Raw genomic sequence first — 14721 nt, forward strand, 5'->3', positions numbered from 1 at the left:
TTGCCGGATCAGAACTGTCGGCCTGTCGGCCTTTCATCGTACTGTCGTTTCAGGTGAGTTGAAGCAGTCCACGCAGCAGGTCACGGCTCTCGTCGGGCCCCGGTGACTCCTCGTGCAACCGGCCCATCACCCGCTCGTACTGGGCGACTTCCTCGCGCTTGTCCAGATACAGCGCACTGGTCAGCTGCTCCAGATAGACGAGGTCCGACAGGTCGGACTCGGGGAAGCGCAGCATGGTGAACGTCCCGGACTCCCCCGCGTGGCCGCCGAAGCTGAACGGCATCACCTGGACGGTGACGTTCGACTGCTCGGACACCTCGATCAGATGCCTCAACTGCCCCCGCATCACGTCCCGATCGCCGTACGGGCGCCGCAGTGCCGCTTCGTCCAGCACCACATGCAGGCAAGGGGCACGCTCGGAGACCAGGATCTTCTGCCGCTCAAGGCGCAGCGCCACCCGCTTGTCGATCTCGGCGGCGGGCGCACCCGGCATACCGCGCGAGACGACCGCGTGCGCGTATGCCTCGGTCTGCAGGAGACCGTGGACGAACTGGACCTCGTAGATACGGATAAGCGAGGCGGCTCCCTCCAGACCGATATAGGTCTGGAACCAGCCGGGCAGCACGGCACCGTAACTGTGCCACCAGCCGGCCACGTTGGCCTCACGGGCGAGGGCGAGCAGCGAATCGCGCTCGGTGTCGTCAGTGACTCCGTAGAGAGTGAGGAGGTCCTCGACATCCCTGGCCTTGAAGCTCACCCGTCCCAACTCCATGCGGCTGATCTTGGATTCGGATGCGCGGATGGAGTAGCCGGCCGCCTCGCGCGTGATGCCGCGCGACTCCCTGAGCCGTCTCAGCTGCGAGCCCAGCAGGATGCGGCGCACGACCGACCCACCCCCGGAGCCTTCGGACTGGGGGTACCCCCAGGACTCCCCTGGCGTCACGTCTACCAACCCTCCCAACGCTGCTGTGTCGCGGAGCCCCCGCACCCCGAGTCCCGGATTCTGCCATCAAACGCTCCACCCCGTACTCAATCGATTACGGAAAGAGGAGGCCTTTGGGGAACGGCGGGAAGAAGCCCACAAGAAGAAACGGGAGTGAACCGGCACGGGGCAGGACAGGACGGGCGCGTGCACGTGCATCTGCCCTTGCATCTGTCTACGGCATTGGGAACCATGGAGCTCGCGCACCTGCGTACTCGTTCGTGCTTGTTCGTGTTGTAGCGCCACAGCCGCGATTCCCGGGAGTGCCTCGCATGGGGACGAATGGATCGACCATGCTCGAGCCGTTACGGCAGGGCCTTCCGCCGATCGACCCCTCAAACGCCTCCAGCTCGGCCTCCTGCGCTCTGCCACCCCGCTATGAAGCGGTACGCGGCGCCAGGACGTTCACGAGCAGGACGCTCGCCGCATGGGACCTCAGCGAGCGCTTCGACGACGTCGCCCTGGTGGTCTCCGAACTCGTCACCAACGCCCTGCGGCACGCCATGCCCGCGGATGCCCCACGAGGCCAGGACCAGCCGGTGCGGCTGCATCTGATGCGCTGGACAGGACGGCTGGTGTGCGCGGTACGCGATCCCAGCCAGGAGAGCCCGGTGGCATCCGAGGCGGAGGACTCGGCCGAGTGCGGCCGGGGGCTCTTCCTCGTGGACTCCTTCAGCGACAGCTGGGGCTGGCACCCGCTGGCGGGTCAGGTGACCGGGAAGGTCGTATGGGCGCTGTTCCGGCTCGCGGCGGCGGACGGGGCCGACAGTCGCGAAAGCCGCGACGGGCACGCGAACGACTGAGCCCCCGCGTCTGATGTGCTGACGCGGGGGCTGGGCGCGTGCGCCCAGCGGTCTACGCGGGTTGCGTGTCCAGACGCCCGTCGAACCGGCCGTCGAGTGGTCCGTCGAGCCGGTCGGCGCACCGACTCGCGAACCGGCCTCCTACCAGGTGGTCGAACTCCCCGTCCTTCACTCCCAGCAGCAGCGCCTCTATCTCGGCCGGGGTGTAGACGAGTGCCGGCCCGTCCGGGAAGCGCGAGTTGCGCATCGCCACGGCACCGCCCGGGAGTTTCGCGAACTCCACGCACGCGCCCTGCGAGTTGCTGTGACGACTCTTCTGCCAGACGACCCCGTGAAGCTCTGTCGCCGCCATGCCGTTGTACACGTGCTGCACAGGACGCTCCCGAGTTACAAAGGTGCAGATGTCAACTGTCTTGGATCATAGCTCTGTTCACATGCGGATGCATGAGCATGCACGTGCACGGGACGGTGCCGCCGTTACCCCGCCCCCCTGAAGCGGACTCCCCTCGACCGGCCTCGCGGCGTGGCGCGCTCATGTGAACCCGCTGGATGAGAGACGCACGCCACGCCCTTTCGGATCCAGGTTCCGGGCATTCGAGCCGCCCGCGGTAGCTCACTGATCGGGACGCATCCGGCGGAGTCGGAGCATCCGCTCCCGTTCGAGCAGCCGCGGTTCCGCTTCACCCGTCCCGCGTCCCGCCGCGCGCTCCGCGCGGGGCAGGCCACCGAATCAGCTCCCCCGACCGCGGGAGCCCGCAATCCATGACCCGCCGTCAGCGAAACTCCGTACGAACGCCGGACGGATGCACGAGCACTTCACCGTCCTCATACGGACGGACACCCCGGCTTTACTCACGCGGATGCGGGCCTGAGCCGTACCGCGTCGAGTGGAGCCTTCTCACCACACCGATACGCCGGATGCCGGCCCGCATCCCGGACGCCGGCCCGGCTCCATCGGTGCGTCCCGTGGTACGAGGGAGTGCCACGGACGACGCAGATCCGTCCGATCCGGCCGACTGGTAGCTTGCTGTGGTCTTGCACGCAACCAGGGGGACGCGATCGTGAACACGCTCATACGTCAGGGACTTGCCGCAACCGGCCTCGCCGCCGCCCTCATGCTGACCGGCTGCGGCAGCGGCGACGACACCACGGACAAGAGCGACAAGGACACCTCGCCGGCGCCGAGCGCCGCGACAGGCGGCGGCTCGGGTGGGACTTCCGGCGGCGCCGATCTCACCGCGCTCCAGGGCACATGGTCCGCCATGGGCAGCGAGATGGTCGCGCTCTCGTTCCAGGACGACAAGGTCTCACTGATCGCCGGTCCGCGCGTCTGCACCGGGCTCGCCAAGGCCGCGGACAAGCCCACGCTGACCCTCAAGTGCGCGGACGGCGACACCGAGCGCACGGCGGGCACGGTCGAGTCCCATGACGCCAGGACGGTGGTGGTCTCCTGGGAGAGCGGCGTCAAGGATTCCCTCACCAAGACCGACACCAGCGGGCTCCCCTCCGGCCTTCCCACCACACTCCCGACGGGCATTCCGACGAGCATGCCCACGGATCTACCGAAGGGACTGCCGACGGCCGTGGCATCCGCGGTTCCGCAGTAGCCGGTCAGGGCGGAGACATGCGGCGAGCTGTCAACGGGGCAGCCGGCCCGGGGGCGCGGACGGCGACTGCGACCGCGGCATACGGGCGGCGTCGGCGGCCGTCCTGCCGTGGTGCCAGCCCTCGGCGTCGCTCGCACCGCGCACTCGCGTACTGACGGTCTGCGGGAAAAGCCGCTCGGTATGCGCCGTGACCGCGACCTCGCGGGCGGCGAGCACCGGAAGCAGCGGCTCGACCGAAGCCGCCACCCCGGCCGCCCCGGTGCCCTCCGCCCCCACTGCCTCGCTGGCCTTCCTTTCGGCTCCCGCCGCGGTCTCGGCGAGCCGGCTGCCCAGCCGGTCCGCGTAGGCCAGCAGAAAGGACTGGCGGAAGGTCTTGGTGCGTTTGCGGCCCCCCGCGCGCTGGGCGGCCTCCGCACGGGTCATCGCCGCGGTGCCCTGCACCAGCAGTGAGGTGAAGAGCAACTCGACCGCGTCGAGGTCGGACTCGAAGCCGACCACGGTGGAGAAGCCGAGGGCACTGTTCCAGACGGCACGGCAGCGGTTCGCCCTCGCCACGGCGTCCAGCAGGATCGCCTTGGCCTGCTCATACGGCGCGTCCACCCCGATACGGCAGGCACCGGGCAGGTCAGCGCGGTGGGTACGGGCCGCGAGCAGCGCCTCGTCGATGCTGTACCGCGCCATCAGTTCCTGCGCTTTCGCGGTGAGCGCCTCCGCCTCTTCCGGGAAGCCGGTGGCCTCGGCCTTGGCGAGCAGCCCGCGAATCCTGGCCATCATCCTGGGCTCGTCGCCGGTCGGCGGCATGTGCGGGAAGGGGGCGCCGGGCACCGGACCCGCCGGTTCGAGCGCGGGGAGCCGGACCAGCAGCCGGTAGAGCTCCAGCACGGTGGCCATCCGCGAGAACCTGTCTCCGGGCCGCGTCTCTCCGGCCGCGACGACGGACAGTTCGGCGAGCTGGGCGGCCCAGCGAGGCGGCAGATCCTGCCCGTACCGCCTTGTCTCGCTCATGATCAGTCCGGCGGCCAGCACGGCGTGGGTCTCCGGGAGCTCACGGCGCGTGAACCGTATGAGGTCCGCCGGCTGCCAGCCGCGCTCCCAGGCACGGCGTACGAACTCCTCGCCCCGCCGGGTCACTTCCGCGTCGGCGGTCGGGGGCGCGGCTGCCAGCAGCGACGCGCCCGTGTCGAGTGCGTCGTCGCCATCGGCGTACAGCGCACCGCCGAGTGCCTCTGCCACCGCGTCCACGCCGTTCACCCCGCTCACGTCTCATGAGCCTACGCGAGCGCTGGGGAGGTGAGCCCGCCCGGCTGTCCACAGCCTGTGGATATCGAACTGCTGAGCACCCCGCGCCGGGAGCCCTCCGGCCGCAGCTTCAGTAACACCCGCTCACCCATGATCGCCGACCGGCTCTTGGCGGCCGGCTCCTAGAGTGGCGACATGGGCGAGAACAAGGACCGCATGCTGGCTGGTGAGTGGTACCTCCCCGACGATCCCGAACTGGCCGCCGACACCGAGCGCCGCTTCGTCCTCTGCGCGGCCTACAACGCGAACGGGGGCGCCGCACCCGCCGACCGGGCCGGGATCCTGGCCGAACTGCTCGGTTCCGTCGGCGCTGACGTGCGCGTCCGCCCACCGTTCCAGTGCGACTTCGGCCGCTACATCAGCATCGGCGCGGGCACGTTCGTCAACTTCGGCGCGGTCTTTCTGGACACCGCGCCCATCACCATCGGGGCGCATGTCCAGATCGGCCCGAACGTCCAGCTGCTCACCCCGATCCACGAGCTGGACGCAGAGCGGCGGCGAGCGGGCTGGGAGCGGGCCGACCCGATCACGATCGGTGACAACGTGTGGCTGGGCGGCGGCGTCATCGTCTGCCCCGGGGTGTCGATCGGCGAGAACACGGTGGTGGGCGCGGGGGCCGTGGTCACCAGGGACCTCCCGGCAGGGGTACTGGCCGTGGGGAACCCGGCCCGGGTGGTGCGCAGGCTCGACGACTCGGATTCAGAGGGACTGGACTCAGGTGCGGAGGGAATGACCGACTGATCGCCCGGACCTGTCCGCCGTGTCATCGCCCATCAGGATCACCGCCGCACGAGCGGCATCGCCCCTGGGGCGCACATCGCCGCACAAGCGCACATCACCACACGAGCGCACGTCACCACACGAGCGGCATTGTCAGTGGCGGCTGCCAGACTCGCACCCATGACCGACCGCTGGGCACTTGCGCCCGCCGAGGGCGGCGGGGCCCTGCTCGTACCCCTCGGCCAGGACGGGCTGCCCGCAGGCCCGGTGCTGGCGGAGCCCGACCTCGTGGCGGCGGTCAGGGCTCGCCCTGAAGTCGGGCGGGAGGGGCGGTGGGTGTGGCGATCCACCGCCGAGATCTACCCCCGGCTGCTCGCATCCGGTGTCCGAATCGAGCGGTGCTACGACATCGAGGACGCGGAATCACTGCTGCTGGGACACGAGGGGCGGCTCGGTGAGCCCCGGTCCGCCGCAGCGGCCTGGGCGCGGTTGCGGGACGCGCCCGTGCCCCCCGATCCGCCGCTGCGAGCCGCCGTACCGGGCTCGCAGTCCTCGCTGTTCGAACCTCAGCCGGTGCCTGTCCCCTTCGATGGGCTGCTGGAGGTCTACGCGGAACAGCAGCGAAGACATGGGGCCGCCGAGCATCCCGGACGGATGCGGTTGCTCACCGCGGCCGAGTCGGCGGGGATGCTGGTGGCCGCGGAGATGCACCGCGCAGGGCTGCCCTGGCGGGCGGATGTGCACCGGGAGGTGCTGCGCGAGCTGCTAGGCGAGCGGTACGCGGGCGGTGGGGAGCCGCGCCGGCTGGCGGAGCTGGCGGACCAGGTGTCGGCGGCGTTCGGGCGGCGGGTGCGTCCCGATCTGCCTGCGGATGTGGTCAAGGCGTTCGCCCAGGCCGGGATCAGGGTCCGCTCCACCCGGCGCTGGGAGCTGGAGGGGCTTGACCATCCCGCGGTCGAACCGCTGATCGCGTACAAGAAGCTGTACCGGATCTGGACGGCGCACGGCTGGAGCTGGCTCCAGGACTGGGTGCGGGACGGCCGCTTCCGGCCCGAGTACCTGCCCGGTGGCACGGTCTCGGGCCGGTGGACGACCAACGGCGGCGGGGCCCTGCAGATTCCCAAGGTGATACGGCGGGCGGTCGTCGCGGACGAGGGCTGGCGTCTGGTCGTCGCCGACGCCGACCAGATGGAACCGCGGGTGCTGGCCGCGATCTCGGGTGACCCGGGGCTGATGGAGGTCGCAGGCCACCCGGACGATCTGTACACCCGGCTGTCCGACCGGGCGTTCTCCGGCGACCGCGGCCATGCGAAGCTCGCGCTGCTGGGCGCGATCTACGGCCAGACCAGCGGGGACGGCCTGAAGAACCTTGCCGCGCTGCGCCGCCGCTTCCCCCTCGCGGTGGCGTATGTGGACGACGCTGCCCGCGCGGGTGAGGAGGGCAGACTGGTGCGCACCTGGCTGGGCCGTACGAGTCCCCGGGCAGCCGGTGACGGCGATGCCGACGAGGCGGGCATCCCTCAGGAGGGTGGCGCCGCCGAAGAAGGGCCCACACCCGCGCCCGGCGAGTTCGTCCCGGGATACGCGTCCACCAACGCCCGGGCACGCGGCCGTTTCACACGGAATTTCGTGGTGCAGGGCAGCGCCGCTGACTGGGCGCTGCTGATGCTCGCGGCACTGCGCAGAGCCACCGCGGGTATGCGCGCCGAGCTGGTCTTCTTCCAGCACGACGAGGTCATCGTGCACTGCCCTGCCGATGAGGCGGACGAGGTGGTCCGGGCGATCCAGGCGGCTGGGGAGCTGGCCGGGCGTATCGCATTCGGGGAGACGCCGGTGCGGTTCCCGTTCACCACGGCCGTGGTCGAGCGGTACTCGGACGCGAAATGACGCGGCGTGCCGCGGTGCGGGAATGGGCGCGCCACCGTCCCGGGCACCAGGTCTGAAGGGAAACCGGACCCCGGTCGGTCCGCGAACGGGCCGAGCACGCCGTACGGCAGGGGTTCCACATACGCGACCCTCGGACGGCGATCTCATCAGCGCACTGGTTCATCGGCTGCCGGCTTCGCCGATCACGCCGGTGGCTGCTGCTCCTGCTCGTAGTGGAGGACGCCGTTCTCGTCCATGGTCGGATGGATCTGGTGGAACCCTAGGAGTCCAGGTCCGACGGGCGGGCCGGCTCCGGAAGGCCTCCGAGCGCCACCGGTCAGGCGCTTTCAGGACTCCCATCACCTGGGCCCTCGTGGGACCGCGCTTCGAGAACTCCGACGAAGGCCGAGGCGACGAGGGCGACATCGCGGGCGTCGTCATGGGCCAGTTGGCGCAGGGCCTCCCGCGCTGCCGTCCCCGAAAGCTCGAACAGGGCCTGGGCCAGGCGTATCCGCATCGCGGAGTCCGCAGTGGGCGAGGCGAGTTCGGCGGCCAGCGCGGTCGTGATCAGGCCCGCGCATCCATGGTCCCGGGACAGCGCTCCCAGCACCTCCGCCGCATCGACGTCATGGGAGCCCTCGACCACCATGCCGACGAGTACCGGCACGGCTGCGGTCATGCCACGCCTGCCCAACTCCAGAGCGGCATGCCTGCGCACGGTCGTGTCCGAGTCCGCGAGCGCCTCCGCTAGCACCGCGGTCGTATCCGAGCCCTCGGGCATCTCAGTGATCGCCAGCACCGCGCGCCGTCGGATGTCCACGTCCCCCGAGTGCACGCCGGCGGCCAGGGTCGCCACACTGTCCCCGCCCGATCGGGCGAGCGCCCAACGGAGGGCGCCCGCGACGTTGGGGTCGGATTCCGCCAGGACAGCGTCAGCCAGCAGCCCGGCGGGAATCGACACGCCCTCCGACCGAGCGTTCAGGACAGCCTGATGCCTGCGCGCGGAGCTATTCGAGTCGAGCCCCTGCATGAGTTCGACCATACGCAGGACGCCCTGCCAGGCGGCGGGCGCCGACGCGTCGATCACGCGTAGCCGCGCAAGCAGCTCCTGTTCCCGCGCCAGCCGTTCCTCCGTCCACCGGATGAGATCACCGACCACGGCGGACGGCGTCGACGCCGGGTCCTCCAGCACTCGCCCCACCTGCTTGAGCGAGAGCCCGAGAGACCGCAGGCTCTCCACGTGGAAGATCCTGCGCACGTCCTCGGCGGTGTACTCACGGTAGCCCCCGGCGGTACGACCGGTCGGGCGCACCAACCCGAGTGCGTCGTAGTGCCGGAGCATCCGGGTGCTCACCCCTGAGTGGCGGGCCACATCCCCGATCAGCAATCCGCCGCCTCCTCGGCGTTCGCGGCCTCAGCAGGCTCAGTCGTCCCAGTCATCGTCTTCTCGGTCGCCTCCGAAGTCCCGCCGCCGACGGCGGCGGCTCGTTCCGGGTCCAGTGTGACGATGCGCTTCGCCTCTTCGACAGCCGCGTCGAAACCGGTCTCCGGATTCTGCCGGAGCAGCTCGGTGGCACGGGCGTGCGCGGCCACCGCCGGGTCGGGGCTCGCCGCCGCCTTCTCCAGGGCGGGACTGATCACGTCGCCGAGGTCGGCGAAGGCCCGGCTCAGGCTCAGCCGCACACCGCCGTCGCCGCGGCCGAGTTGCGAGACCAGCTCATCGCCCAAGTCCTTCTTCTGATCCTCGGGCACAAGCGCGACCGCGACGCGCCACGCGGTCCGCGCGACCTCGTCGTCTGTGTCCCGCAGCAAGTCGCGGGTGATCCAGACCCACACGTTCTTGTCGCCGATCTTGGAGAGCGTGTGCAGCGCCTGACTGCGGGCCTGAGCGCACTCGGACTCGAGCTCCCGGCGGATCCGGGGCAGCGCGATCTCCGGCGAGAGGCGAGTAAGCGCCCAGGACAGCATGTCCCGTACGAAGAAGTCCGGCTCGACCGCGCACCGCTCGACGAGCGTCTCCAGATACCCGGGATCGGGGTTGGAGCCGAGCGCCAGGGCCGCCTGAAGCCGCGAAGACGGGTCCTCGGCGCCCAGAGCACTGACTCCGCGGGCGTGATGCGCGGTTCCGTTGATCACGTTGATCGGGACCACCTCCTGCACCCCAGTGGAAACCTTGACAACGTGTCAGGGTCAAGCGGGAGCTGGCTTGCGATGGGGCCGCGGCTGGACGCGCCGGTATCACTGCCGTCGATCTGTTCCATCGCGAACGCCGCCCAGGAGCCCCATGGCCGCTAAGACCGTAGTGGACAAGGTCATCCACAGGATGAAGGCTCCGCCGCCGTACAGCACGGCACCAGGCAGGGTGGTCCCGGTGGCATGTGAGAGCATCCCGGCCACGACGGCGACGAGCAGAGAAGAAACGAACGCCAAGATGATCAACAACATCTGAACGGCGAAATTCGAGGACCGCACCGGTCGACACCCTTTCACTGTGGGTGATCGACCGTCGGCGGGAAAGCCTCAGCTCGACCACCTTTCCGATGGCCTGCTGAGACCCAGCGTCAGGACTCATCCCTACCCGCTGCGGCGCCCCCCGAATGGATCGCTCATAACCCCACGCAGCGCGGTCCTCGGAGCAACTCTCCGAGCAGTGAGCGCCGTCGACTCCGTAGCTGCTCGTGTTCTTGCGCTCGCTCCCGCAGCTACGGCCCGGAGTAACTCTCCGAACAGATAGAGGAGTTATCAGCCTAACCGGCCAAGTCCCGTGATCGCCATAGGGGAAGGAGGAACACCACGACCGGCGCTTACCGGGCAGTCTTCTGTGACCTGCGCTCGACCCGGCTCCGGCAAGGTCACTGGCGAGGGCGGATCACTCGACGTACGCGCCCCGGACAGCGGCCGGCGACACGCATGGCGTACAGGCAGCTGGTAGCCCTGAGGCAACTCAGCCGGAAAGCTCGGCTCGCCAATCACGCGGCCACTCTCCGGAAGGGGGCGACTCTCCCCCGATGCCGAGGTCCCGTCGTGCGTTCTGGTAGAAGCCGTCACGTGCCGCGCTGGCCAACCGGTGAGCCTTGGTCCACACTTCGGCCTCTACGTGCCCTTCTCGAACAAGCAGTTCGATGCCCCACACCGTTTCGTGCCATCGGCGGGCCGCTGCGATCGTTGCGGCGTCTCCGACTAACAGCACGGCCTCCCATTCAGCCCCGCGAAGGGACTCCGCTTCGGCGAGCAGCGGCAAGCCCTCCGCCGGTTCCAGCGGATCGACCACATCCGAGAACCCAAGACCTGCACCGATGCGCTGAGCAATACGAAGTTGCGCCTTCAATACGTTGCCGTAGCGGGCATACGTCTCAAAGCGCTTCTCATCCCATCTCTCGTCGCGTTGTCTTTTCCACTTACGACGCTCAGTGAGGTTCTGCGTCGCGTAGGACGCCACCGAGCCGACGACAACCCCTATCAGCGCGGGCAGTTGATCTAGAAGCACCGTCATCCCCTTGAGTGATTTCTAGACCCATGAATGCCCTCAACTCACCATCGGGAAGCCCATGCATATGAGCCGGCCGACCGCAGGACCATCCCAACCGTGACGCAGCCCGTGGCCGCCCAGTTCTCGGCCATGGCAAGGGAGGACCGTCCCCGCCCCCAAGCCGACGTGCGCGCCTCGACGGGCTGCTCTAGCGTCGGATGGAGGAGGGGCGATCCTGTCAAACCGACGGGCACGGGGAGTCGGGCCCGTCGAATCCGCTGTCCCGACCACTCCCGGAGAGCCAGGTGCCGTCCATGCGTATGTCGGCCCGTTTCGCCGGTGTCCTCACCGGACTGACCTTCGTACTCGGCGGCGTGACCTTCGCCGCTCCCAGCGCTCAAGCGGATATTCCGGCGTGCACGAACATGGTCCAGCAATCGGGCGTCGCAGTTTCGGGCGCCGTCACAACGGCGTGTACCCAAGGAGTGCACGGTGACCTGCAGGGCTGCGTGGCTGGCCTGACCGCAGCCGGCGTGCCAGGGGGCGCCGCGAATGGTGCCTGCCGACTGGCGGCCAACCCTCCGTAAGCCATGTGCCTCTACCTCTACACCCCCGCCAGGACCGGAAGCGCTTCGGCGCCTTTCTGAATCGCGACTGGGACCAGATCTGAGACCGCTGACAGGCACGCGGTCCACCCTCGACGCCGTCGCCGCATCCACCTGAAAGAAAAACCCCAGGTCAGATTGAATCCGACCTGGGGTTTGAGTGGAGCCGCCTTCGGGATTCGAACCCGAGACCTACGCATTACGAGTGCGTTGCTCTGGCCAACTGAGCTAAGGCGGCAAGCTGCCGAAAGGCCTGTTCCCTCAGGAGCAGGTTGGCATCAGCAGCGGCGCTAAGTCTACAGGGTTAATCAGGGTGCCCCTGACCAGAACCGGTGATCACTGGCAGCGCTTGTCCGCCGGGGATGGGGTGCCTTCGAGTAGGTAGGTGTTGACGGCGGTGTCGACACAGTCGCTGCCGCGGCCGTAGGCAGTGTGGCCGTCGCCGTCGTAGGTGAGGAGCCTTCCTGAGGAGAGCTGGCTCGCGAGGGCCTTGGCCCACTTGTAGGGGGTGGCAGGGTCGCGGGTGGTGCCGACGACCAGGATGGGGGCGGCGCCCTTGGCGTCGATGCGGTGGGGGGTGCCGGTGGCTTGGGTCGGCCAGTAGGCGCAGTTGAGGGAGGCCCATGCGAAGCCCCTGCCGAAGACCGGGGAGGCGGTCTCGAAGTCGGCGACCGCCGCTGTGACGTCGGATGGGGAAGCGAAGGCGGGGGGTGAGTCGAGGCAGTTCACGGCCGCGTTGGCGTACATCAGGTTGGCGTAGCTGCCGTCGAGGTCGCGTTCGTAGTAGGAGTCGGCCAGGGCCAGCAGGCCGGCGCCGTCGCCGTTGACCGCCTGGCGGAGGGCGGCGCGGAGCTGGGGCCAGGCGGCTTCGTCGTACATGGCGGCGATCACGCCGGTAGTGGCCAGGGACTCGGTGAGTTTGCGGCTGTCGCCGGTCGGCAGCGGCTCGGTGTCGACCTTGGTGAAGAAGCCCTTGAGGTTGCCCGCGGCATCCTTGGCGGATGCGGTGCCGAGGGGGCAGTCGGAGTGCTTTACGCAGTCCGCGGCGAAGGACTGGAAGGCGGTCTCGAATCCAGCGGTCTGGTCGCGGTTCAGCTCTCGGGCGGAGAGCGAGGGGTCCATCGCGCCGTCCAGGACCAGGCGCCCGACCCGCTTCGGGAAGAGCTCGGCATAGGTCGCGCCGAGGAACGTGCCGTACGAAGCGCCTACGTAGGACAGCTTCTCGTCGCCGAGCACGGCGCGCAGGATGTCCATGTCACGGGCCGCCTCGACGGTCGAGACATGCGGTAGCACCGCAGCGGACCGCTTCTGGCAGCCGGCCGCGAAGCGCTCGTACTGGGTGCGCAGGGTGGCGATCTCGGTCTGGTCGTCGGGGGTCTGGTCGGTCTGCGTATAGACGTCCATCTGCTTGTCGTCGAGGCACTCGACGGGTGAGCTGCGGGCGACGCCTCGGGGATCGATGGCCACGATGTCGTAGCGGGCGCGCACCGGGGCGGGGTAGCCGATGCCGGCGTACCCCTGGAGGTAGTCGACGGCCGATCCGCCTGGCCCGCCCGGGTTGACCAACAGCGACCCGATCCGCTTGCCCGGTCCGGTGGCCTTCACCCGGGCCACCGCGAGCTTGACGGACTTCCCGCCCGGGTCGGCGTAGTCCAGTGGGGCCTTCAGCGTGGCGCATTCGAAACGCGGGACACCGCACTCCCTCCAGCTGAGCCGCTGACCGTAGTACGGCTCGAGGGCGGCCGCCGGGGCGGCCGCCGGACTCCCGGACCTCTCGGACGTCCCCGCGGGGAGGACGCTGCCGGTGCAACCCGAGAGCAGCATCCCGACTGCCGCGGCGCAGGCGAGCAATGGGAGGCCGGGGATGCCGGGGATGCGGAGGCGGGCGCGATGCCTGATGTCCATTCTGGGAGCCTAGCCGCCAACCGGGGGTTCGTACCCGTTGCCCCCCGTTTGGGTGATTGTGGCGCCTCAGCCTGCGCGGAGGGCCACTGTCATCGCCTCCACAGCCAGCAGTGGCGCCACATTCGCGTCCAGCGCCTCGCGGCAGGCGAGGACCGCCTCTATCCGGCGCAGGGTCCGCTCCGGGCCGGAACTCTGTGCGACCCGGTCGAGCGCGTCCCGCACGTCGTCGTTCGCGAGCGGGAGCCCGGAGCCGAGTTGGATGACGAGCACATCGCGGTAGAAGCCGGTCAGGTCGGTGAGAGCGAGATCGAGGCTGTCGCGCTGGGTGCGGGTCCTGCGGCGCTTCTGCCGGTCCTCGAGCTCCTTCATCGCGCCTGCCGTGCCGCGCGGCATACGCCCGCCCGCCGCCGCGCCCAGTGCCGCCTTGAGGTCCTCCGTCTCCTTGACGTCGACCTCTTCCGCGAGCTGCTTGGCGTCCTCAGCCGCCGAGTCCACCAGCTCCTGGGCGGCCTTGAGGCAGCCACCGATGTCCTCGACGCGCAGCGGCACCTTGAGGACGACGGCCCGGCGGGCGCGGGCGCGCTCGTCGGTGGCGAGCCGGCGTGCCCGGTCGATGTGCCCCTGGGTGGCACGGGCGGAAGCGGCGGCCGCCTCGGGGTCGATGCCGTCCCGTCGCATCAGGACGTCCGCCACCGCAGCGACGGACGGGGTGCGCAGCGTGAGATGGCGGCAGCGGGAACGGATCGTCGGCAGCACGTCTTCCACGGACGGCGCGCACAGCAGCCATACCGTGCGAGGGGCGGGCTCCTCGACGGCTTTCAGCAGCACATTGCCCGCGCCCTCGGTGAGACGGTCGGCGTCCTCCAGCACGATGACCTGCCAGCGGCCGACCGCGGGCGACAACTGGGCCCGGCGCACCAGGTCCCTGGTCTCCTTCACACCGATGGAGAGCAGATCGGTGCGGACCACCTCGACGTCCGCATGTGTGCCGACCAGGCTGGTGTGGCAGCCGTCGCAGAATCCGCACCCCGGTGCCCCGCCCAGCGCACGGTCCGGACTGGTGCACTGGAGAGCGGCTGCGAAGGCCCGTGCGGCGGTGTCGCGGCCCGCGCCCGGCGGGCCGGTGAACAGCCAGGCATGCGTCATCTTGGACACCTCGGGCGGGGCTTCACCCGCCGCGTGCGCCGTGACGACGGCATCGGCGTCTCTGGCCGCCGCCGCCAGCTGCTCCTGGACTCGCTCTTGGCCGACCAGGTCGTCCCATACGGTCATGCGGCCGTCACCGCCTTTCCGGGCCCTTCCCGTGCTTGCTTTGGGTTCCCATTGTGGGGCGGGGGTCGGACAGCCACGTAGGTCTGTGGATAACTCCCCCGGCGGGAGTCGGGGCGGCCCCCCCGGGGGGGGGGGGGCCCCCCCCCCCCCCCCCCCCCCGGCGGCCGGAGGGCGCCCCCCCGCCGGCGCCCCC

13 protein-coding genes and 1 tRNA gene are annotated in these 14721 nt (G+C 69.8%); 5 read left to right on the top strand and 9 right to left on the bottom strand.

Annotation, left to right across the window (positions count from 1 at the left end; all coding sequences use genetic code 11):
• Positions 1–49 precede the first annotated feature (49 nt).
• Positions 50–883: a helix-turn-helix domain-containing protein gene (locus ACFWI9_RS03245; protein WP_387158739.1), complete on the bottom strand. Its 834-nt coding sequence runs from the start codon at positions 881–883 to the stop codon at positions 50–52.
• Between the two features lie 371 nt (positions 884–1254).
• Here ACFWI9_RS03245 and ACFWI9_RS03250 point away from each other — a divergent pair, with 371 nt between their 5' ends.
• A complete protein-coding gene (locus ACFWI9_RS03250) occupies positions 1255–1785 on the top strand; it encodes an ATP-binding protein (protein ID WP_387158741.1) in 531 nt (176 codons plus the stop codon).
• Between the two features lie 52 nt (positions 1786–1837).
• Here the strand turns inward: ACFWI9_RS03250 and ACFWI9_RS03255 are convergent, their stop codons facing one another.
• Entirely contained in the window at positions 1838–2158 is a 321-nt protein-coding gene (locus ACFWI9_RS03255) for a DUF397 domain-containing protein (protein ID WP_387158742.1), read from the bottom strand.
• A 688-nt stretch (positions 2159–2846) separates the two neighbouring features.
• Here ACFWI9_RS03255 and ACFWI9_RS03260 point away from each other — a divergent pair.
• On the top strand, positions 2847–3392 hold the full coding sequence (locus ACFWI9_RS03260) for a hypothetical protein (RefSeq protein ID WP_387158744.1): 546 nt from the start codon (positions 2847–2849) through the stop codon (positions 3390–3392).
• Positions 3393–3422: 30 nt separating this feature from the next.
• On the opposite strand, the gene ACFWI9_RS03265 is transcribed toward ACFWI9_RS03260, so the two are convergent.
• Entirely contained in the window at positions 3423–4643 is a 1221-nt protein-coding gene (locus tag ACFWI9_RS03265; protein ID WP_387158826.1) for a DUF2786 domain-containing protein, read from the bottom strand.
• Between the two features lie 183 nt (positions 4644–4826).
• Between ACFWI9_RS03265 and ACFWI9_RS03270 the strand changes: the two genes are divergently transcribed.
• Both ACFWI9_RS03270 and ACFWI9_RS03275 read left to right on the top strand, forming a co-directional pair.
• A complete protein-coding gene (locus tag ACFWI9_RS03270; protein ID WP_387158746.1) occupies positions 4827–5432 on the top strand; it encodes a sugar O-acetyltransferase in 606 nt (201 codons plus the stop codon).
• A 159-nt stretch (positions 5433–5591) separates the two neighbouring features.
• Positions 5592–7298 carry a bifunctional 3'-5' exonuclease/DNA polymerase gene (locus tag ACFWI9_RS03275; protein ID WP_387158748.1) on the top strand — a complete coding sequence of 569 codons (1707 nt, stop codon included), beginning with the start codon at positions 5592–5594 and terminating at the stop codon, positions 7296–7298.
• 316 nt (positions 7299–7614) lie between these two features.
• Here the strand turns inward: ACFWI9_RS03275 and ACFWI9_RS03280 are convergent, their stop codons facing one another.
• On the bottom strand, positions 7615–8664 hold the full coding sequence (locus ACFWI9_RS03280) for a MerR family transcriptional regulator (RefSeq protein ID WP_387158749.1): 1050 nt from the start codon (positions 8662–8664) through the stop codon (positions 7615–7617).
• A complete protein-coding gene (locus ACFWI9_RS03285; protein ID WP_387158750.1) occupies positions 8658–9437 on the bottom strand; it encodes a HEAT repeat domain-containing protein in 780 nt (259 codons plus the stop codon). The genes ACFWI9_RS03280 and ACFWI9_RS03285 overlap by 7 nt, the downstream gene beginning before the upstream one ends.
• Positions 9438–9561: 124 nt before the next feature.
• Between ACFWI9_RS03285 and ACFWI9_RS03290 the strand changes: the two genes are divergently transcribed.
• Entirely contained in the window at positions 9562–9726 is a 165-nt protein-coding gene (locus ACFWI9_RS03290) for a hypothetical protein (protein ID WP_387158751.1), read from the top strand.
• Positions 9727–10221: 495 nt separating this feature from the next.
• Here ACFWI9_RS03290 and ACFWI9_RS03295 read toward each other — a convergent pair whose 3' ends face one another.
• The 4 genes from ACFWI9_RS03295 to ACFWI9_RS03310 form a co-directional block, all read right to left on the bottom strand.
• Positions 10222–10770: a hypothetical protein gene (locus ACFWI9_RS03295; protein WP_387158753.1), complete on the bottom strand. Its 549-nt coding sequence runs from the start codon at positions 10768–10770 to the stop codon at positions 10222–10224.
• Positions 10771–11512: 742 nt separating this feature from the next.
• A tRNA-Thr gene (locus tag ACFWI9_RS03300) sits at positions 11513–11589 on the bottom strand.
• A 98-nt stretch (positions 11590–11687) separates the two neighbouring features.
• On the bottom strand, positions 11688–13175 hold the full coding sequence (locus ACFWI9_RS03305; protein ID WP_387158828.1) for an alpha/beta hydrolase: 1488 nt from the start codon (positions 13173–13175) through the stop codon (positions 11688–11690).
• A gap of 147 nt (positions 13176–13322) precedes the next feature.
• Positions 13323–14528, bottom strand: a complete 1206-nt coding sequence (locus ACFWI9_RS03310; protein ID WP_387158755.1) for a DNA polymerase III subunit delta' — start codon at positions 14526–14528, stop codon at positions 13323–13325.
• Between the last annotated feature and the right edge of the window lie 193 nt (positions 14529–14721).

The organism is Streptomyces sp. NPDC127084 (genome assembly GCF_042724175.1).
Classification (GTDB): Bacteria; Actinomycetota; Actinomycetes; order Streptomycetales; family Streptomycetaceae; genus Streptomyces.

What these genes read in the sequence shown, in the direction of transcription:
- ACFWI9_RS03270 (WP_387158746.1), top strand. Translation starts at nt 4,827, where the DNA reads ATGGGCGAGAACAAGGACCGCATGCTGGCTGGTGAGTGGTACCTCCCC.
- ACFWI9_RS03305 (WP_387158828.1), bottom strand. Translation starts at nt 13,175, where the DNA reads ATGCTGCTCTCGGGTTGCACCGGCAGCGTCCTCCCCGCGGGGACGTCC.
- ACFWI9_RS03295 (WP_387158753.1), bottom strand. Translation starts at nt 10,770, where the DNA reads ATGACGGTGCTTCTAGATCAACTGCCCGCGCTGATAGGGGTTGTCGTC.
- ACFWI9_RS03290 (WP_387158751.1), top strand. Translation starts at nt 9,562, where the DNA reads ATGGCCGCTAAGACCGTAGTGGACAAGGTCATCCACAGGATGAAGGCT.
- ACFWI9_RS03310 (WP_387158755.1), bottom strand. Translation starts at nt 14,528, where the DNA reads ATGACCGTATGGGACGACCTGGTCGGCCAAGAGCGAGTCCAGGAGCAG.
- ACFWI9_RS03275 (WP_387158748.1), top strand. Translation starts at nt 5,592, where the DNA reads ATGACCGACCGCTGGGCACTTGCGCCCGCCGAGGGCGGCGGGGCCCTG.
- ACFWI9_RS03250 (WP_387158741.1), top strand. Translation starts at nt 1,255, where the DNA reads ATGGGGACGAATGGATCGACCATGCTCGAGCCGTTACGGCAGGGCCTT.